Below are 20,310 nucleotides of genomic sequence, written 5' to 3' on the forward strand. Positions count from 1 at the left end.
GTTACAAAACCACCATAGCGTGGGATCCTAATTGTTCATAGCGGAGGAAAAATGTTTTTTCATCCACCTTTTCGATGCCTTTTAAAGGATTCATGATCGTCACTTTTCCTTTTTGATGGCCGATCAAAACCACCACATGCAAGTTTTTGTATACAACATGTTTTCTATTGGTTCCCTCGATTACCCAAGAAGCGAATTTCTTCGGTTTTTTCCAATCAATGGTCACCCATGTTAAAACAGGCACTCCGGAATGCACATAATCAATGATTTCTTCTTTCGTGGCGTTTGTGATATCCAGAGCCCGAAATCCGACATTCTTCTCGGTTAAAATTTTATTGGCCGCATCAACGAGCGGTGGTGCAAAAACGTAATAGCCATCATCGTGATCTTTCGGATCGCCTGCATAGGCCTGATTAGGGTCGGGACCGTACAACACACCATTTTTTAAATACACTTTGGACTTCGGCAAATATTCATTCAAGTTTAATTTATCCATCTTGATTCCATAATAATTCAAGATGGCAGTTAATGAAGTGATTTCACAACCATTTGGCAATTCAGGGTTTTGAAGGACTACCGGCACTTTTAAATAATCTTTCGGGGAAGCATTGAACGTTTCAATACGTACCGTTGGATGCTCCGGATTAAATACTATGCTTTCCCGGGATTGTTCCATCCATTCCCCTTGTTTTGTGATGCGGTAAATGACAATATCATACAATCCCTGAGGTGAGACTTGTTCAAAATAGGCCATTCCGTTTTTATCGGCGATTCCCCGCTCAATTTCTTGTTGGGTTTCCACATCGAACAATGCAACACCCAGGTTCGGTACGCCTTGTCCGCTGGAAAACTCTACGGTTTGAACCGTCAATACTTCCGAAGGCTTTTCGGTAGAAGTAGACAAGGCGCTAAATTGTTGTTTACCCGTCATTCTAATTTCCTGGCTTTCCATGGAAGTTGAACAACCTGACAGAAACAGAATGGATAAACTAAACAGAATGAATGGATATGTTCTCATTTGGATGCACTCCCTTGAATTGCATCTGTTGTAATATTTCCAACTAAATGGTTCATCGGATGATCCTGAAAAAACTTTATCTTATTATTGCTTTTCCGGATAAAAAAATACTTTCGCCGCAGGAAGAATAATATGATAAACCGGCTAATTTTGCGAAAAATGATTAGAAACTGGTCCAATTATTGATTGAAGCAATTACCAAATTAAAGAAAATTATAATAACTAAATTAAACGTTGATATTAAACGAAAGCAGGGAAGTCAATCGGTCGTTTTCCAACATGATTAAAACAATGCTGAGAGGATGGAAATAATATTTCCTGGATGGATGTTCATCTATTATATCGGCCATTCATCAAATTTTAAAAGCGGATTTGATTCGAAGAAGGGATTTTGTCCGTAAGCCCGAAATCAAACAACGCCTATAAATCAATGACACCTCCCTGTAAGATGAAAGTAACAATTACAGAGGAGGTGTTCTTTTTTTGACAACGGAAAAACTCAATATCGTGCCTGTAAAATTAGAGTCCAAATCTGATCCAACTCCATCCCCAGCAAGTCGTGGTCCACTCAGACCAATATGCGTCATTCAATCCAATCAGTGTAAAATCTCCTTCTACCCCGGTGTCAAACCTCAATTACTTCAAGCGGTTATCAGGGAGTTGAATCGAAATGATTCATGATTTTACAAAATGCAAAAATATCTATATCATTTGCGGTCATACAGATATGCGAAAAGGAATCGACGGTCTAGCAACGCTAATTCAGGATTCATTCGAACTCGATCCATACAGCGAGGCAATCTTCTTGTTTTGCGGTCGAAGGAAAGATCGTTATAAATGTTTATACTTTGATGGAGATGGCTTCGCTATGCTTTATAAACGATTGGATAATGGCAAACTCCAATGGCCACGAAATAAAAATGAAGTTCGTCGGCTCACGCAACAACAACTTCGTTGGTTACTTGAAGGACTCACAATTCATCAACCGAAAGCCATACAAAAATCTAAAAAAGGTGTCTTTTAACCAATGATTACTAGTGATATAATCAAGACATTATTGAATTTGGACGGAAATGTGGTGAATGATGTGAGCAATGATTCGAATGAAAAATTAATTCAATTATTAGAAGAACAACTCGCGCAATCCAATAAGAGAAATGAAGAACTGTTGAAACAAATTGAATCGTTGTCACAACAAGTTCGCTATTTAACAAAGCTTCTTTATGGCTCAAAATCAGAAAAATCAAAGTACCAAGCTCCAGATGGACAATGTTCTTTATTTGATGATGACTCTTTTTTTAACGAACCTGAGCACACAGAAGAACAAAGCACGGACACTGTTACCTATACAGTTGTTCGTAAAATACATAAAAAGAAACGAAACGATTTCTTCGTGGATGGTTTAGAAATTGAAGAAATTCATCATCACCCTGAAAACTTACAATGCGAGTGTTGTCAATCTCAGATGACAGAGATCGGCAGCACGATTGTTCGTGAGGAAGCAAAATTTATACCGGCTATTGTGAAGCGTGTTCGACATATCGAACACGCTTATGAGTGCAGGAATTGTAAAAAAGATCTCAGCAAAAATTCACAAATCAAACGAGGCAAAGCACCACAACCAGCGATTCAACGAAGTATTGCTGGACCAACGGTCTTGGCAAAAATCATCTACGATAAGTTTGTTCAATATTTACCTTTATATCGCCAGGTAAAGGAATGGAACCATTATGGTCTCCTTACAAACGATAAAAATTTATCGAACTGGGTGATTCGAATCGCGGAGGATTGGCTTCATCCAATCTACCATCGTATGAAAGAGCTCCTTATGAAAAAATCAATTCTTCATATTGATGAAACATACGCTCAAATACTCAACCGTTCGGATGGAAAGTCGGCTCAGTCTAATGCTTATAACTGGGTATTCCGAAGCGTTGCTTCTCAAGGGCCGACCATCGTCATGTTTCATAGTGCGTTATCGCGAAGTCGGGAAGTTTTAAAAGACTTCGTGGAAAAGTTCAAGGGAACCATCATTTGTGACGGATATTCTGCATACGCTGGTTTACCTAACGTCACATTCGCCAATTGTTGGGCACATGTGCGTAGAAAATGGCTAAAAGCCAACAGTAAAAACGCCGAAAAAGGTGTAGAATATTGTAATCGACTCTACGAATTGGAACGAAAGTTTAAGAAACTTTCACCAAGCAAACGTCGAAAAGCACGAAAAAAATATTCCAAACCGATTGTGGAAGAATTCTTACAATGGGTAGATGAATCTCCTTTTTACGGCAAAAGTGCCCTTGCGGAAGCGGCAAACTATACCTTGAAACATGCCGAAGGTCTAAAAGCATTTCTATATGACGGTCGAATTGCGATTGACAATAACCCAGCAGAAAATGCGATTCGTCCGAGTGTGATTGGTCGGAAGAACTGGCTTTTCTCTGTGAGTGAATTGGGAGCTGATGCCAATGCCGTTTGTTTGAGTTTAGCTGAAACGACAAAAGCTAATGGAATTGATTTCTATCAATACTTGGTCAAAGTATTGACAGAACTCCCAAACCTCCCAATCCATCAGCAACCAGAAATAATCGATCGCTACTTGCCTTGGTCTAAAAATATACGTGAATCATGTGCAATAGCAAAATAGCCCTCAATCTGAAAAAATTCAAGATTGTAGGGCTATTTGTCATGCGTACTAATAGGTACGCTTTTTTAATCCCTGTTTTAAGTTTTTCAATGCGTCATTTGAATTCGGGCTTACTTTTGTCCAATCTGCTGGATGCTTCATTATAAAGAGGATTTTATGTATACGGTAAAAAATAAAAGGGATGGCATTGACTCCATCCCTTACTCACTTATTAAATTGCTGAACCACTTTCAAATTTCTTTGTTGGATAATACATATTTTTAACGAGCACATTTGGTCCCAAACATTTTACTGCAGGACAATGGCAATTCAAAGATTTTGCCACATCCGTTTCCAGCCATTTTTCAAAAATGTCCGTCAAGGAATCAGTTTGTACATTTCCCAGTGGCGGCATGTCGCCAAAATCCGTCACAATCACATCGCCGGTAAAAATGTTGATATTTAAACGGGAACGGCCGTCCGGGTCATTTCGCACTGTCACATTTTTCGCTTCTTTCAATCGTTTTAACAGCGCTTGATCCTCTTCCTTAGGACTGCAATGGTAAAAAGGCAGGGTACCAAATAACATCCACGTGTTTTCATCACGGATGTCGAGCAGATGATGAATTGTTTCCCTGATTTCATCCAATGAAAGGCTGGAATCAGTCAAGGAGGAAGCGAAGTCCGATGGATACATAGGATGTATTTCGTGGCGTTTGCACTTCATTTCATGTACCACTTGATGATGAATATGGTCGATATAAGGCACCGTTTTTCTGTTCAGCATCGTTTCCGCAGAAACCATGACTCCATGGTCGCTTAACGCACGGGCATTTTCAATTATACGCTCTAACAATTTGGCCCGCTGTTCATAAGTCGGTTTCCGATCCATCATGGCAAAACCGGTTTCCACGAACTCATCAACCGTTCCCCAGTTATGGGAGATATGGAGAACATCGACATATGGAGCGATTTCCAAATAACGGTCCAAATCAAGGGTTAAGTTTGAATTGATTTGCGTGCGAATGCCCCGTTCATGGGCATATTTCAAAATCGGTTTGACGTACCGTTCAACCGATTTTTTGCTCAGCATCGGTTCTCCGCCGGTGATGCTCAAAGACCTGAGCGTCGGAATTTCATCCAATCGCTTTAACAACAAATCAAGAGGCAAAGCATCCGGATCTTTTGTTTGCAATGTATATCCTACTGCGCAATGGGCACAGCGCATATTGCACAAGTAGGTGGTTGTAAATTCAATATTCGATAATACAAGTTTGCCGTATTTCTCAATATCCAAATAACTTTCCCACGGATCATAATGAGGCGTAATTTTTTCTAGAGTCGTCATAGCTTTCGAATCTCTTCCTTTCCAACTATCTATTTTCTCACAGATTCCAAGTTTCGCAAACTAAAATTTCTTTAGTTAGAACATTTTTCACAAAAATGCAATTTACATGAACAAAACAACAGTCCCATCAATAATCGGAGTTATTGATGGAACTGTTGTTTTCGCTGTAATAGACGTCCCCGTATTTGTTCTCGACGATTGTTTTGACGATTTCGATTTTCGAATGATTAAGAGCTTGCACATTATAGCGGCATTTTTCATTTCGGATCATGCTGTTTTCCACATAAATCCTTGATTGATTTTGGGCATGCAAATCCGAATGCTCCCCATCCGTTAACTGTACGCTCAGAAGCTCCAAAGTAGAATCGTTATCGATCCAAATTTGTGTCTGGGCATGTTTGGAAATAAAGCTTTCCTGAATATACACTTCGCTATGGTTTTGGATAAATAACGCATTTCTTTTCCCTTGATAGATTTCGGAATTATTCAAAATCACGGAACTATCATTGACGACTATTTGCGACAAATCATGCTTGAAAATTTGGCTATGGTAGAAGAAGAAATTGGAATTTTTCAAAACCTTTACTCCATACGATTTTCCATTATATATTTGGCAATGCTCAAATTTTGCGGTGGAATGTTCCGTAATTTCGATTTGGACATTCATGCTGTCGTGGAACCTTGAGTTTACTGCATGCATCTTGCAACGCTGTATAAGAAATATGCTTTTTCCCCGATGGAAATCGGTATTGCAGATATATATTTTCACTTTTGTTTTGCTGGCGATATGCGGCATTTGATTGTGATGGAAGTTGCACCCATCCACTTCCACATGGGAATGGTTGATCGCCAAAATACCGTTTCCGTTGTTATCAGAAACTTCGCAGCGATACAATTTCAAAATCGCCCGGTCGACGTTGAAAGCGGAATTGTTGTTTTGAAGAACATAGCATTCCACGAGCATGCATTCCGATTTTTTTTCCACAAGTATTCCAACATGGCGTCCGCTCACAATAAAACAATCCTTCATGGAACAAATGGATTTTTCCGAAACAACCACTTGGAAGGATAAATGGTTTTTAATAATCGTTTCACTGCAATTGACAATTGAATCTTTGCCGATGAAAATGCCATTTTCATGTCCGGAATGGATTTCGCAACGTTCAAAATGGGCAATTGATTTTTTCTTTGCTTGAACATTCGTTGATTGATGGTTGGAAATTTCGCAGTGGGCAAAAAATCCTTCGCTTTCATGCAACATGACGCCGCATTCTTTCCCATTTTGAATCGTGCAATATTTTCCGGATACTCTGCTGTTTTCAATAAACAATTGTACAGAAGCATTGGAATAGAGAATTGTCGAATGCAACGTCACTTCCGAATCGGCCTTGGCTGCAATTCCCAGGCCATCCCCGCTTTCTATAGTGCTTCCGTCGTCGATATACGTTGCACCTTCCGCCAAAATCTGTGTGTCAATATGATGATGAAAATGGCATTTTTTTGTTTGTACAAAAGATCCGTCCGTAATCCATAAACTTTTTAATGCATTGGAGCCTTCACATGATTCCAGGTAGGCTTTTGACTGCTTGATGAACAGATGTGTGTCCCCGTTAAACCGAAACTTGCAGCCCTTAAATATTCCATTGCTGTTGTTCAATAATGCAATGCCCACTTCTCCGGCTTTTTTAAATTCGCTTTCGACAGCTTTGATATATCCGCCGTTCACGGTAATCAATACATCCGTATTTCCTTTGATGATGCAGCGCTCAAAAATTGCTTCTCCTTCAATATACAATTGGGCATTGGGGGAAAGGGTGATCTGCCGGAAAATCACACGGACGTTTCTCGGAATGATCAGCATGCCTTCGACTACGGTCTGGCCGCTTGGATCCCCTACTAATGTCACATCTTTATCTATTTGAACGGATTCCTTATATTTTTTCGGAAATAGTTGAATGATTTCTCCATCGGCTGTTTTCGTTAAGGTGCTTTTCAGTGTTTTGAATTTTGAGAACATCAAGTTATAGATTGAACGAATCATCTTATAACCCCTCCTAAAAGCTTCCGTACACTTATTCTCACTAAAAAATTGGAATTCTAATCCTTTTTTGTTGAAACTGAGCAAAAAATTTAAGGATTCCGCTAAAATGGTATGTAATGATGTGCAACACGGATCGGAGGGCAAGTGAATCGGCATGGGGAAGCCGCAAAGTATTTACGAGGAAAGTGCTTCAGTTTCTTAGCCGAATATGCTTCATTTTATGTAAAAGGAAAATTTTATATTATAGCTTCTCAAGTCTGAAAGGGAGAGGACATCCTTGAATAACCGGATTGCAAGAATACTGTCGATCGCTCTGCTTTTTATCATTGCCGATTTTTATACCAGCAATATTCAATCCATTTTTCCGGAGCCGGATATGATACGCCGGCGGAAGCGCTGCCGAAAGATCGAGATTATGTGTGGATAGACGGTCCAATAAATAAGAAAGAACATCGTTACTTCTTTTTGGCTGACGGCAAATATTACGGAACTGTTGTGGTCAAGAAAACCTGGAAAGGTTGGAAAGAGGGGGAAATTGTCCAAGGAAAGTGGCCGGAAGCAATAAAGGAAAACGAAATTTCGGCAGCCTACTCCGATGAAAAAATCCTTTTTGGGGCAATCAAGGGCAGGGGGAATATTCTGGTAGAAATAAATGGAACCAACGCGGAAATTGTGGAACTTAATGATATGCCAAAAATTGCGACGGATTTATATCAGGCAAATGAGTATTCTATTTGGTATGTAGAGCTAAAACAATTGGAAACCCGGGAGCATTTTGATATAAAAGTCAAAAATGAAAAAGGGAAAATAATCAGCGAATTATCTATTTAATCATTCATTTTTTAAAAAGGAATAATTATTCATAAAAAGTCCCTTTAATTTTTTGGAAGGTAAGTATAAACTATAATTGGAATTATCCAAAATATTCGTGAATTTCATGAATGGTGCATTTTTTATTATTTCATTGAAATGTTGAATCTTTTGGAATAAAATTGAATTGGCCATCAGGTTCAATAAAAATCTCTAATGACAAAACATAATTTTAATGTAATTTACTTATGAATTTAAGTAAGTTATTATTGGTCATGGAGAAGAGAACTCGATAGCCTTTAAAACTAATATAGGGGGATTACATATGACAAAGAGCAACTTACACAACAGTCGCGCTTCTTTTGAACTGAACGGTAAAACTTACTACTATTACCGTTTAGCGGCATTAAAAGAAGCAGGCATTGCTGACGTATCACGTCTTCCTTATTCCATCAAAGTTCTTTTGGAATCTGTTCTACGTCAATATGACAACTATGTAATCAAAGAAGAACACGTAAACAACCTTGCAAAATGGGCTGAAGGTGCAGATCCAGAAGGTGAAGTTCCTTTCAAACCATCCCGCGTAGTTCTACAAGACTTCACTGGGGTTCCAGTAGTTGTGGACTTGGCATCTTTGCGTTCCGCAATGAAAGAACTTGGTGGAGATCCTGCTAAAATCAACCCTGAAATTCCAGTTGACCTTGTAATCGACCACTCTGTACAAGTAGACAAATATGGTACACCTGACGCATTACAAGTTAACATGGATTTGGAGTTCGAGCGCAATGCTGAACGTTATAAATTCTTAAAATGGGCACAAACTGCATTCGATAATTTCCGTGCGGTTCCTCCAGCTACAGGTATCGTTCACCAAGTAAACTTGGAGTATTTGGCACCTGTAATCCATGTTAAAGAAAATGAAGACGGTACATTTGAAGCATTCCCAGATTCAGTAGTTGGTACTGACTCCCATACAACAATGATCAACGGTCTTGGCGTTCTTGGCTGGGGTGTTGGCGGTATCGAAGCTGAAGCAGGAATGCTTGGACAACCATCATACTTCAGAATCCCAGAAGTTATCGGTGTGAAATTCACTGGTAAGCTTCCAGACGGCGCTACTGCCACTGACTTGGCATTGAAAGTAACTCAAGTATTGCGCCAAAAAGGTGTAGTTGGTAAATTCGTTGAGTTCTTCGGTCCAGGTGTTGCAACATTGCCGCTTGCTGACCGCGCGACAATCTCCAACATGGCTCCTGAATATGGTGCTACTTGCGGTTACTTCGCAATCGACAATGAAACACTTAACTACTTGCGCTTAACTGGCCGTGACGAAGAACATGTTCAAGTAATCGAAAAATACTTGAAAGAAAACGATATGTTCTTTGATCCAAACTTCGAACCGGTTTACACTGATGTGTTGGAAATCAACTTGAGCGAAATCGAAGCGAACCTTTCCGGTCCTAAACGCCCTCAAGACTTGATTCCATTATCTCAAATGAAAAAACGCTATCGCGAAGCTGTTGTTGCACCATCTGGCGTACAAGGCTTCGGTTTAACAGAAGATGAATTCAGCAAAACTTCCACAATCAAATTCGCTGACGGCGAAGAAGTGGAAATGCCTGCGGGTGCAGTTGCAATCGCTGCGATTACATCTTGTACAAACACATCCAACCCATATGTATTGATCGCTGCAGGTCTTGTTGCGAAAAAAGCGGTTGAACGCGGAATTAAACCGCCTCGTTGGGTAAAAACTTCTTTAGCACCAGGTTCTAAAGTTGTTACTGGTTACTTAAAACAATCCGGTTTGCAAGATTACTTGGATCAAATCGGCTTCAACACTGTAGGTTACGGTTGTACAACATGTATCGGTAACTCCGGTCCATTGCTTCCTGAAATCGAAGAAGCAATCAAAGCGAAAGATTTGTTCGTAACTTCCGTTCTTTCCGGTAACCGTAACTTCGAAGGCCGTATCCATCCATTAGTAAAAGCCAACTACCTAGCATCACCACCATTAGTGGTAACATATGCGTTAGCTGGTACAGTGGATATCGACCTTCTCAACGATCCAATCGCAAAAGACAAAGACGGCAACGACGTATACTTCAAAGATTTATGGCCATCTTCTGAAGAAGTATACAGCATCCTAAATCAAGTGGTTACGCCTGAACTGTTCAGAAAAGAATACGAAACAGTATTCACAGCAAACGAAAAATGGAATGCAATTGAAACATCAACTGAGTCTTTATACACATTTGATGAAAATTCAACATACATTCAAAATCCGCCATTCTTCCAAGGATTATCTAAAGAGCCTGAACCAATCAAAGAACTTAAAGGCTTGCGCGTAATCGCAAAATTGGGCGACTCTGTAACAACTGACCACATTTCACCAGCTGGTGCAATCGGTAAAGATACTCCTGCAGGTAAATATTTGATTTCTAAAGGTGTAGCAATCCGTGACTTCAACTCTTACGGTTCCCGCCGTGGTAACCATGAAGTCATGATGCGTGGTACTTTCGCAAACATCCGTATCCGCAACCAAATCGCACCTGGTACAGAAGGCGGATTCACAACTTACTGGCCAACTGGCGAAGTAATGTACATTTACGATGCTTGCATGAAATACCAAGAACAAGGCACTGGCCTTGTAGTACTTGCCGGCAAAGATTACGGCATGGGATCCAGCCGTGACTGGGCAGCAAAAGGTACTTACCTATTGGGAATCAAAACAGTTATCGCCCAAAGCTTCGAACGTATCCACCGTTCTAACTTGGTAATGATGGGCGTATTGCCGCTACAATTCTTGGAAGGCGAAAGCGCAGATTCTCTCGGCTTAACTGGTAAAGAAGAAATTTCCGTTAATATCACTGACGATGTAAAACCTCGTCAATTATTAACAGTTACTGCGAAATCCGAAGACGGAACTGTGAAAGAATTCCAAGCAATCGCCCGCTTCGATTCTGAAGTGGAAGTAGACTACTACCGTCATGGCGGTATCCTACAAATGGTATTAAGAAACAAATTAGCCGGAAAATAATTTTCCGCTGAAATTGAAAGCAGGTTGACTTGTTCAACCTGCTTTTTTTATGAACTCAGGAATCGGAAGGGAAGACATTTAAAAACGGCAGGGGAGCGGAGGAGAGAGAAAAAAATCATCCATCAAGAGATGGATGATTTTTTAGGTTTTTTCTTTAGTATTATAAAAGATCTTTTCTTAATTCTTCCGGAGATTTTGGAGAAAGCAGACCGAATGGGATATCAAATACCGTTTTGGCGCCTTTGTCTCCTTTTTGATTTAAGCGATAGGCAGCCCGCGCATAGGCCACAAGAACGCTGGAAGTAAACATCGGATTGCTTTCAAGGTTCAAGCTGAATTCCATAATTTGTTTGTCTCCCAATCCGCTTACGCCGCTTCGGATGACAAATCCGCCATGAGGCATGCCGCTGTGGTTTTTCTTTAACTCTTCTTCGGAAATAAAGTGCACAGTTGTATCATATTCATCAAAGTAGTTTGGCATTGTTTTGATTTCATGTTCAACTTTAGCCGGATCTGCTCCTTCTTCCAACACAACGAAACATTCACGGGCATGTTTTTCGCGTGTGGAAAGTTCAGGATTTTCGCCACGGCGAACCCGGTTTACGGCCTCTTCAATCGGAATTGTATATTGCACCGCATTTTTTACTCCTTTTATACGGCGGATGGCATCAGAGTGGCCTTGGCTTACGCCTTTACCCCAGAAGGTATATGTATTCCCTACTGGCAACACCTCTTCGCCAAGAAGACGGTTTAAAGAGAATAATCCCGGATCCCATCCAACAGAAATGATGGCAACTTTGCCCGCTTTTTCACTGGCCGCGTTCACTGCTTCGAAATATTCAGGGATGCGGGCATGCGTGTCAAAGCTGTCGATAGTATTAAAATATTGCGCAAAATGAGGACCTTGTTCCGGCAAATCTGTTGCAGAACCGCCACATAAAATCATTACATCGATTTTATCTTGATAGGATGGTGCATCATCCACATGTAACACTTCTACATTTGATTTTGTTGTGACCGTTTTTGGATCTCTTCTTGTAAATACCGCAACCAATTCGGTGTCAGGGTTTTGCTGAACGGCAGCTTCAACGCCCCTGCCCAAATTTCCGTATCCGACGATACCAATTCTGATTTTGCTCATAAATACTCCTTCCTCCTAAAACAACAACGAATATATTTTATAATATCCCGCAGAAGATAATTATACAATAAATTTTTATACAATGCTTTGCATAAAAAGGCATATTTTTTATACTAAATGACCACTATTGTTGGATTAGAAAGATTATAACCATCTATTCACCATGAAAACATTGAAACCGGTCGGTGTATTTAGTTTTTTTACCATTGAGGATTTGCTATACTTGTATTGTATGACAACTGTGATGCAAAAATAGGAGGATTCAACTATTATGAAGAAACTTTCAGCTGTTCTGCTTGCTTTTGCACTAGTATTTTCCAATGTGGGTGCATTTATATTAGATAGCGGAGATATTACTACTGTCGAAGCGAAATCTTACAAGTCCGGCAAAAAAGGATTCAGCGGAAATTACAGCCCTTCCAAATCTCGGATGAACGATGACGCCAATAAAGATGGAGTAAACAAAGCGACAACAAATCAAACGGACAAAGCCGGCACAACGGCTAACAAATCCGGAACTTCCACACCAAAAGGAGGATTTTCTTCCGGAGGATTAATGAAAGGTCTTCTTGTCGGCGGACTTGCCGGCCTATTGCTTGGCGGTTTGCTTGGGGATTTAGGTTTTCTTGGTAACCTGTTAGGTTTGGCGATTAATCTTGGGGCGATTTTGCTCATTGCTTATCTCATCATGAAAATTTATTTCATGTTAAAACGCAAACATGAGAAAGAGGTTACGGAACATTGGAGAAGATAACATTATCTGAACAGGACATTGTGGATGCCGTTTGTTTATTCCACGCAAAATTTAAACATGTACATCCGGAAGATGTGGAAGTGGAATTGTTGTATGATGATGCAAGAGGGTTCGCCGCGGAAGCTTTCATCAACGGGGAAATGGAGCCTTATAATACGGTAAATCTCATTACCGCAATCCGTCTTTATATCGAAGAACAATTGCATCGGGATGCGATGTCCGCACGGATTGTGCTGGATCTTCACGACGAAGAAGGAATCATCGCGAATATTGAATGGGATTAAAAAGAGGTGTCGCCTGATGGCACCTCCTTCTCTTTTTAATAGAATATGCTGAGAAATGGCTATTTCGTTTTCTATCGAAATATGTTATGTTCAAGGAAAAAGATTTGAGAAAGTGGGATTCGGATGACAATGGATGCCAAAAAAGCATATAACGGCATTGTGTTGCTGACGGGCTATCTTCAGCGGTTATTTGTGTTTGAAAATATCCAAAAACAGCTGAAATTACCCTATGATGCGAAACGGATTGAAAAAGTGAAGGAACTGTTCGAAGATACTCTGGCAATGCTGCCGGTTTTCGAACAAACAAAAGAATTGACGGATAGCCAAATCAGTAAACTGAAATCTGTTGCTTCGGAAGTGGAGCGGCTGATGTCCGGTTATTTTAAAGAAGGGCCGGTTTCTTTCCATGAAAAGCTTGCCTATGTAGGATCGACCTTATATTCCGAACAGCACGTCAATTTGGGAATCATTCGGCTCGGGAAAGTGTTCCAGACTGAAGTGAACCGGGATTTTCATAAGCGGGTGGAATTTTATGAAGAAAGGACAAAATTCATTGATACCATCGTCTCATTAATCAGGAAAAAGAAGCCTGTTGAGGAGAAAGCCAAGGAGATCATTGAACTTTGGTATGCAAATGTCATCATCAATAAAGAACACATCTTGAATGATATCAAATCAATCGGACAATTGATCGGTTTCTAATGAAAAAACTGATGGAATGGCAGCCTCATTCACATCAGTTTTTTTATTTTAATGTAATATTTAATTACCCAGTGACTTGAGATATAGCGAAAAATGATTTTCCAATTCATCAAGTTCTCTCATTCCATTTACATGTTGTCCCATGCTATTTGGTATAGTACATTATTTCCCGAAACCTCCTTCTCTATAATTGGTAAATAATGAGATATCCTTTTAGATTTTTCCTGCTTCCATTTGCAGGGAGTTTTCTATAAGGTATACTGATATAGAGGTGATTTTATGTTTGTCAGCGAAAAGAAAGTGGAAGTGCGCTATGCCGACACGGATCAGATGGGCGTTGTCTACCATGCAAACTACGTAGTTTGGATGGAAATCGGAAGGACGCAACTTATCCGTGATCTAGGCTATGATTATGCCAAATTGGAGGAAATGGGCTACGTCTCTCCTGTCATCGATCTGTCCGTTCAATATAAAAAAGCGATGCGTTATGGACAAACCGCAACAGTCAGAACTTGGGTGGAACACCATGATAAATTGCGCACTACATATGGATATGAAATTTTGCACGAAGACGGTTCGGTTGCGGCAACCGGGACGACGGTCAATATTTTGGTAAAGAAAGACAACTTCAGACCGGTGCCGCTTAGAAAAATCGATCCTGCCTGGGATGCAAAATACCACGAAATTGCCCGAACGAAATGACTAGTGGATGCTAGTCATTTTTATTATGGTTTGAATCTATAACGGCCGAAGGATTTTTGCTATAATGTCGTTTGTGAGAAAAAGGAGGTGTGTTCATGGGGGAAACATTCGAGCTTATAAAATGCTTTATTGTGTTGACGAATACGGCTCGGGAAGCCATCAAGGAACATTTTACCGATGAACATGCCTTTTTTCAGTTGCAACAGTCTTTTGTTGTGTATTTGGAGAAACAATCGATTGAAGAAACGGGCATCTCCTTGTCCATCTATTTTGACAACCGGAAAAACGAAAAATTGGCGAAAAAGATGAATGAGCGGGTCGTGATTCTTGACTGCGTGTTTGATGTAAAGAATGGCCTCATTGCCAAAAACTTTAGGACAAAGGGAAAGCAAACTCCTGTCAAAACCAACCGAAGAAAGGCGATGAGAATTCATTTTGCGCCTACCCGTATCAGCGGACATACATACCCTGAGCTGTTTTTAAGAACCATAGCCGAACTTCCGGTTGCAAAGGAACAATATGAATATGTCAACAAACGAATTGCAGGCTGGGAAAGCTATTTAAAAGTGCTATATAAAAATGCGGACATCGATGACATCGAAGCAAGCATCCAATCGATTTCTTTCTCTCCCGATTTTTCAGTTGCCTCCCTCAAACTTCGCGGCATCGAAAGCAAAGAGTGGAAACTGCTGAAAGGAATGAATGCCTATCTGAGAGGCTTCAAAAATGAAATGGGGGAAGTGATCAAGGCAAACGCCCAGAAGGAAACAGTCGATATTGAACTGACTCCTCAAGTCTCCAAGCTTGTAAAACTGGATGCACTAGATTTCCCGTCAGACTCCATCACGTTCAGCAATGCCTCTACTAAATCCCAGCTGAACCGCTTGTTAAAAGGTTTTGAGCATTTAAAGGAAGGGCTTGCGGCAATCCCGAATCTCGAAAACTTTTTATTTGAAGATCGTCCGAATGTGGCTGAGCGAAAAAAACGGCTCCAGATCGAATTTCATAACCGGCTAAATGAATACCAGAAAGAAGCGGTCCGTGGCGCCCTTGAAACGGAAGATTTGTATGTGATTCAAGGGCCTCCGGGAACCGGGAAAACAACGGTCATCTCCGAAATTTGTTATCAAAACGTGAAAATGGGGCTGAAGACGCTTATCGCCTCCCAATCCAACTTGGCGGTGGATAATGCACTTGGAAGACTATTGTCCAATAAGGACATTCGGATTTTGAGATATGGACGGACGGAAAGCATTGAAGAAGAAGGGAAAAAGTTTATTGAGGAAAATGTGGCGGAATACTGGAAACGTCAAACGTATGAAGCCATTAGAAAGGAAATCGGCCTGCACGGCCAAAAAGAAGAATTGCTGCTCGATGAAATGGAAAATTGCCGCCGCCGAATGGAACAGCTGAAAGAAAAAGAAGCAGATCTTGAAAATGAAGTATTAAGGAAAAAGCATGCAGAAATAGAATTGAAGAAAATCCATAAAGCAATAGCGGCTTTGAAAAAACAAAAGATTTCGCTGAATAAGGAAAAAGAGAAACTTGCAAAAACGGCGGAAACGATTCAATCTTCACTGATTGAACGAAAAGGGAAATTGGCTGAGGTAGAAAACATTATTTCCGGAAATGGGTTACAGAAAACAGAGCAGGAAATTCAAGAAGCAAAGAAGCTGATCAAAGAAAGCGAAAACTGCATCCATTATGTCCAAACAAAAGAAAAACTAAAGGAACTTCAATCCTTATGGCAGCAAACCGTCCATGAAATATACTTATTGGAGTCTACAAAAGAGAAAGTCCAGGAACACATCGCTCAACTGCAATCATTCAAGAAACTGTACGAAGTGGAAGAGTTTATTGACTTTCATGAAATCCGGAGAGGTTTTGTCATCAATCAGCTACTGCTTGATATGGAGAAAATCCATGAAAAAATCATCAAATTGAAACCCGCCAAGCAAATTGCGGAACGGATTGAAAAAGCGATAGCATACAATGAAAAAACGCTAAAGATCCGGATTGAACCGGTGGAACTTCCTCCAAATCATTTCTATTCGCTGCATGAAGTGGATGAGTTTTTGGACAAGCTGGCCATGGCTTTCAAGCAGCAAAAAATCAATCGGCAAAACGGCGTCCCTTCGATCAGGGGGTTGTATTTAAGAAGGCTTTATATCAATGATTTATTGTATCAATTAAAATCGTTGGCGGATGAATCTAAAGTCGTCTTTGAAAAGTTGAAAAAGGAAGTATTGGAACAATATTTGGAAAAAGTTGGTCTCAGCGAACAGAAAGTAGAAAACTTAAAAGCGAAGGAAGCGCAGCTTCGATTGCAAATGGAGAAAGTTGAAAAGGAATTATCCGATTTGGAAGTGGAAAATACCGGCTTTATTCCTTCCGTTGAAGAACTTCAGGCCGTTATTCGCACTTTGCAGGAAAAAATTGAAAACCTTGCAGGACAACAGGAAACATATCGAAATTATGAACAGCAAAAGACTGAGCTCATAAAGGAAATCGATGAAATAGAAAAAGCGCTGTCCGATCATCAGGAAAAGCATTCAAACCTGCAAAACGAGCTGAAGGAACTTCACCGCCAAGGCATCGCTTTGGAGAAAAAAGTGGAACAGCTGCAGAAACTTGTCACACAACAGCCCGAGTTGGAACTCGAACAAACGAAAGAAGAAATAATACACTGCGGCACAAAAATCGAAAAATTGGAGGAGCAAATCAAGCTGCTTCCGGTTGCGCAGGAAATCCAAAAAGAATGGTTTTCGCTGTTAAACAGTGCGACAGAGCAGGACTTGGATGAAATCCGGAAACTTTATGTGAAGCATGCCAACGTCATCGGGACGACTTGTGTGGCATCCGCAAACAAAGAATTTATGGACAATTATCCAGTTTTTGATGTCGTCATCATTGACGAAGTGTCGAAAGCGACACCGCCGGAATTGTTGCTTCCTATGTTGAAAGGGAAAAAAATTATCCTCGTCGGCGACCATCATCAATTGCCGCCGTTAATCGGCGATGAGACTTTTGAAGAAACGCTGGAAGAAATCATGAAGGAAACGAAGGACTTTGATGAAAAACGGGAACTTGAAAAACTGCTGGAAGAATCATTGTTTGAACGTCTTTATAAAAATTTGCCAAATACAAACAAAAAAATGCTGGGAATCCAATATCGCATGCATGAAAAAATTATGCAAACCATCACTCCGTTCTATCAACATGGCAAGGATTCGCTGAAATGCGGCCTGGAAAACTCTGACGTAGAGCGGGACCATAAATTGAACGGAAAATATGTAAAGCGCAATGAGCATTTGTTATGGTTTGATTTTCCGAACGAACCGGCTTATTATGAAGAAAGGATGAGAGAAGGAGCCAGCTTGTTCAATCCTTCTGAGCTTGCGATGATTCGGAAATTGCTGATGGATTTGAATGAAGCGGCGGAAAAATCGAAGGAACAAGGCCTGATGGAACCGGATGCTTTAAAGGGCGTCGGAGTGATCAGTTTTTACCGGGAGCAGGTGAATCGTGTCAATCAATTGATCGGTGAACTGGATTTGCCTCATTTGAACATTCGGACAGGCTCCGTTGATAAATTCCAAGGTATGGAAATGGATGTCATCATTCTCAGCATGGTTCGCAACAATCCTCACGGAGAAATCGGGTTTGCGAAAGATTACCGCAGGTTGAACGTTGCCTTGTCAAGGGCACGGGAACTGTTGATAATCATCGGCAGTTCCGAAATGTTTACAAAACGGACGAAAAGAAACGAAACGAAAGAAATGTATCAGCATCTATATGAAGTTGTAGAGCGGCAGCAGGGCCTGAGAAAAGCAGCGAAGGAGACGTACAACTGACAAAATGGAACTCCAACATTTGCAGCAACAATTAATCAATCAATTGGAAAAAGACAATCAAGAAACCGTCATTCATACGGACATTTGGTGCATTCCGATGTATACGTATGAAGTCGCTTATCAGCCGGTTCGGAAAAAAACGATGGATATTTTAATGAAAATCCTGCTATTTTCTTGTCAGAAAGCCTCTTTTGAAAACGCCGAACAACTGAGTGAAATTTTGCTTGTGGAACCGCTGTTTATTGAAGATTTGTTGAGAAAAATGCAAAAAAACGGACTGTTGGAACGGCAAGATAATGTATATCGGTTGACTAAAAAAGGAAAGAGGCAATATGGGCGGGGAATATTCGAGGAAACATTGGAGCCTGCCGTTATCGAATTGTTATATAGCCCCGTCCATCATCAAATCCTCCAGGGAGATATTGACGAAGTCCTGGATTTTGATGATTTTCCGGATCAGCTATATCGTTATACAAAAGAAGAAGAGGTTAAACTTATCAACGAAGATTTTGTCATGAAGGAAATTCAAGCATTGAAAAGGGATGAACTGGAAGAAACCCGTCAAGAAATCAAGTCCATTCTATCGATGGAGAATACGCAAATCAATGATGTGCCGTGCATCGAATTCATCGTAAAGAACGCAGAAAACAAGGAATTATTCCCGCGCGTATGGAATACATTATTTAATAATTGGGATTCCTGCTTAGAAAAAGAAATTATGGAAAAGGAAAAATGGAGTGGACGGCTAAATTTCAGAGCGAAATAAAATAGCTCAGAGATTGCAATTCTTTATAGGATATGTTAGGATATTCTTAATTTTATATGGCAATGAAATACTTTCTTATCAAGAGAAGTGGAGGGACTTGGCCCAATGAAACTTCAGCAACCTCTAACATTACGTTAGAAAGGTGCTAATTCCAGCAAGGCTCTTGCCTTGGGAGATAAGAGAGTGTGCAAGAAGAGACTTTTTGTACCCTCTCATTCTCTTTCCGGAGTGAGCAGGGTTTTTTTATTAAATAGATTGAGAAATGGGGGACATGAGAATGCCAATTAATATTCCAAAAAATTTGCCTGCCGGAGAAATATTGAGAAACGAAAAGATTTTCGTCATGGAAGAGGACCGCGCTTTATCGCAGGACATCCGTCCATTAAATATTTTGGTATTCAATCTGATGCCGGAAAAAGAAAAAGCGGAGCTGCAATTGTTGCGCCTGCTCGGCAATACGCCGCTGCAAACCAATGTAACGTTCCTGAATACGGCTACATATGAACCTAAGCATGTGTCCAAAAGCCATTTAGAAATGTTCTACAAAACCTTTGACAAAATTAAACACCGCCGTTTTGACGGAATGGTGATTACCGGTGCGCCTGTGGAACGGATGGAATTTGAGGAAGTACGCTATTGGAAAGAATTGACGGAAATATTGGACTGGGCGAAAGAGAATGTCACATCGATTATTTATATCTGTTGGGCTGCACAGGCTGCGCTTTATTATCATTTTGGAATCGGCAAATATGAATTGCCGAAAAAATGTTCCGGGGTATACGCACATGTGATCACCGATTTGACAAACGATTTAGTGAGAGGATTCAATGACGAATTCATGGCGCCGCATTCCCGTTATACTACCGTGTCGCTGGAAGAAGTGCAACAACATCCGGAACTGGAATTGCTCAGCTATTCCGAGGAAGTGGGGCCATTCATCATCCAATCGAAAGACCATAAACACATCATGATCACCGGACATTTGGAATATGATGCAACAACCCTTGCGGAAGAATATGAGCGTGACATAAAGAAAGGTTTGCCGGTAGAAATACCTGAGAATTATTTCCCTGATAACGATCCGACAAAACCTCCAAAAAATACATGGAGAGCCCATGCGCACTTGTTGTTCTATAACTGGCTGAACTATTACGTATATCAAGAAACTCCATACGAATGGCACTTTGTGGATGACGCCATCGATTATTACATTTAAAATTTGCTGTA

At 40.5% G+C, this 20,310-nt stretch carries 15 protein-coding genes and 1 riboswitch; of the genes, 11 read left to right on the plus strand and 4 right to left on the minus strand.

Annotated features, from left to right (window positions below; all coding sequences use genetic code 11):
• Nucleotide 1 precedes the first annotated feature (1 nt).
• On the minus strand, nt 2-1,018 hold the full coding sequence (locus NST62_RS06235; protein WP_141600683.1) for a C39 family peptidase: 1,017 nt from the start codon (nt 1,016-1,018) through the stop codon (nt 2-4).
• Between the two features lie 670 nt (nt 1,019-1,688).
• On the opposite strand from NST62_RS06235, the gene tnpB reads away from it, so the two are divergent.
• Nucleotides 1,689-2,042 carry an IS66 family insertion sequence element accessory protein TnpB gene (gene tnpB, locus NST62_RS06240; RefSeq protein ID WP_141603390.1) on the plus strand — a complete coding sequence of 118 codons (354 nt, stop codon included), beginning with the start codon at nt 1,689-1,691 and terminating at the stop codon, nt 2,040-2,042.
• 3 nt (nt 2,043-2,045) lie between these two features.
• The gene (locus tag NST62_RS06245) at nt 2,046-3,665 is read left to right on the plus strand and encodes an IS66 family transposase (RefSeq protein WP_211358719.1); all 1,620 of its coding nucleotides are present in this window, start codon (nt 2,046-2,048) and stop codon (nt 3,663-3,665) included.
• A 211-nt stretch (nt 3,666-3,876) separates the two neighbouring features.
• Here NST62_RS06245 and yfkAB read toward each other — a convergent pair whose 3' ends face one another.
• Together yfkAB and NST62_RS06255 are read right to left on the minus strand one after the other, a co-directional pair.
• Nucleotides 3,877-4,992: a radical SAM/CxCxxxxC motif protein YfkAB gene (gene yfkAB, locus NST62_RS06250; RefSeq protein WP_342463227.1), complete on the minus strand. Its 1,116-nt coding sequence runs from the start codon at nt 4,990-4,992 to the stop codon at nt 3,877-3,879.
• Nucleotides 4,993-5,119: 127 nt separating this feature from the next.
• Nucleotides 5,120-7,033 (minus strand): right-handed parallel beta-helix repeat-containing protein, encoded by a 1,914-nt coding sequence (locus NST62_RS06255; RefSeq protein WP_342463228.1) that lies wholly within the window; start codon nt 7,031-7,033, stop codon nt 5,120-5,122.
• Between the two features lie 417 nt (nt 7,034-7,450).
• On the opposite strand from NST62_RS06255, the gene NST62_RS06260 reads away from it, so the two are divergent.
• Entirely contained in the window at nt 7,451-7,864 is a 414-nt protein-coding gene (locus NST62_RS06260) for a hypothetical protein (protein ID WP_342463229.1), read from the plus strand.
• 304 nt (nt 7,865-8,168) lie between these two features.
• Nucleotides 8,169-10,880, plus strand: coding sequence for an aconitate hydratase AcnA (acnA, locus tag NST62_RS06265; protein WP_141600679.1), 2,712 nt, complete (start codon nt 8,169-8,171; stop codon nt 10,878-10,880).
• Nucleotides 10,881-11,040: 160 nt separating this feature from the next.
• Here the strand turns inward: acnA and NST62_RS06270 are convergent, their stop codons facing one another.
• Nucleotides 11,041-12,021, minus strand: coding sequence for a diaminopimelate dehydrogenase (locus tag NST62_RS06270; protein WP_141603312.1), 981 nt, complete (start codon nt 12,019-12,021; stop codon nt 11,041-11,043).
• A gap of 271 nt (nt 12,022-12,292) precedes the next feature.
• Between NST62_RS06270 and NST62_RS06275 the strand changes: the two genes are divergently transcribed.
• The 7 genes from NST62_RS06275 to metA all read left to right on the plus strand — a co-directional run bounded on the left by NST62_RS06275 (nt 12,293) and on the right by metA (nt 20,299).
• Nucleotides 12,293-12,775 (plus strand): hypothetical protein, encoded by a 483-nt coding sequence (locus NST62_RS06275; protein ID WP_141603311.1) that lies wholly within the window; start codon nt 12,293-12,295, stop codon nt 12,773-12,775.
• Nucleotides 12,763-13,059, plus strand: coding sequence for a DUF2653 family protein (locus NST62_RS06280; RefSeq protein WP_141603310.1), 297 nt, complete (start codon nt 12,763-12,765; stop codon nt 13,057-13,059). The genes NST62_RS06275 and NST62_RS06280 overlap by 13 nt, the downstream gene beginning before the upstream one ends.
• Nucleotides 13,060-13,182: 123 nt before the next feature.
• Entirely contained in the window at nt 13,183-13,761 is a 579-nt protein-coding gene (locus tag NST62_RS06285; RefSeq protein WP_141603309.1) for a transcriptional regulator, read from the plus strand.
• 279 nt (nt 13,762-14,040) lie between these two features.
• Nucleotides 14,041-14,463, plus strand: coding sequence for a thioesterase family protein (locus NST62_RS06290; protein ID WP_141603308.1), 423 nt, complete (start codon nt 14,041-14,043; stop codon nt 14,461-14,463).
• Between the two features lie 95 nt (nt 14,464-14,558).
• A complete protein-coding gene (locus NST62_RS06295; RefSeq protein WP_141603307.1) occupies nt 14,559-18,317 on the plus strand; it encodes an AAA domain-containing protein in 3,759 nt (1,252 codons plus the stop codon).
• A gap of 4 nt (nt 18,318-18,321) precedes the next feature.
• The gene (locus NST62_RS06300) at nt 18,322-19,083 is read left to right on the plus strand and encodes a hypothetical protein (RefSeq protein WP_342463230.1); all 762 of its coding nucleotides are present in this window, start codon (nt 18,322-18,324) and stop codon (nt 19,081-19,083) included.
• Between the two features lie 72 nt (nt 19,084-19,155).
• Nucleotides 19,156-19,265: riboswitch (SAM riboswitch) on the plus strand.
• A gap of 95 nt (nt 19,266-19,360) precedes the next feature.
• The gene (gene metA / locus NST62_RS06305; protein WP_141603305.1) at nt 19,361-20,299 is read left to right on the plus strand and encodes a homoserine O-succinyltransferase; all 939 of its coding nucleotides are present in this window, start codon (nt 19,361-19,363) and stop codon (nt 20,297-20,299) included.
• The last annotated feature ends 11 nt before the right edge of the window (nt 20,300-20,310 follow it).

The sequence above is a fragment of the Ureibacillus sp. FSL K6-8385 genome, assembly GCF_038593155.1.
GTDB lineage: Bacteria > Bacillota > Bacilli > Bacillales_A > Planococcaceae > Ureibacillus > Ureibacillus terrenus.

Bases quoted from the DNA above. Each gene is read 5' to 3' on its own strand.
- NST62_RS06295 (WP_141603307.1), top strand. From the start codon at position 14,559: ATGGGGGAAACATTCGAGCTTATAAAATGCTTTATTGTGTTGACGAAT.
- acnA (WP_141600679.1), top strand. From the start codon at position 8,169: ATGACAAAGAGCAACTTACACAACAGTCGCGCTTCTTTTGAACTGAAC.
- NST62_RS06270 (WP_141603312.1), bottom strand. From the start codon at position 12,021: ATGAGCAAAATCAGAATTGGTATCGTCGGATACGGAAATTTGGGCAGG.
- NST62_RS06235 (WP_141600683.1), bottom strand. From the start codon at position 1,018: ATGAGAACATATCCATTCATTCTGTTTAGTTTATCCATTCTGTTTCTG.
- NST62_RS06275 (WP_141603311.1), top strand. From the start codon at position 12,293: ATGAAGAAACTTTCAGCTGTTCTGCTTGCTTTTGCACTAGTATTTTCC.
- NST62_RS06255 (WP_342463228.1), bottom strand. From the start codon at position 7,033: ATGATTCGTTCAATCTATAACTTGATGTTCTCAAAATTCAAAACACTG.
- tnpB (WP_141603390.1), top strand. From the start codon at position 1,689: ATGATTCATGATTTTACAAAATGCAAAAATATCTATATCATTTGCGGT.
- NST62_RS06300 (WP_342463230.1), top strand. From the start codon at position 18,322: ATGGAACTCCAACATTTGCAGCAACAATTAATCAATCAATTGGAAAAA.
- yfkAB (WP_342463227.1), bottom strand. From the start codon at position 4,992: ATGACGACTCTAGAAAAAATTACGCCTCATTATGATCCGTGGGAAAGT.
- NST62_RS06245 (WP_211358719.1), top strand. From the start codon at position 2,046: ATGATTACTAGTGATATAATCAAGACATTATTGAATTTGGACGGAAAT.
- metA (WP_141603305.1), top strand. From the start codon at position 19,361: ATGCCAATTAATATTCCAAAAAATTTGCCTGCCGGAGAAATATTGAGA.
- NST62_RS06290 (WP_141603308.1), top strand. From the start codon at position 14,041: ATGTTTGTCAGCGAAAAGAAAGTGGAAGTGCGCTATGCCGACACGGAT.
- NST62_RS06285 (WP_141603309.1), top strand. From the start codon at position 13,183: ATGACAATGGATGCCAAAAAAGCATATAACGGCATTGTGTTGCTGACG.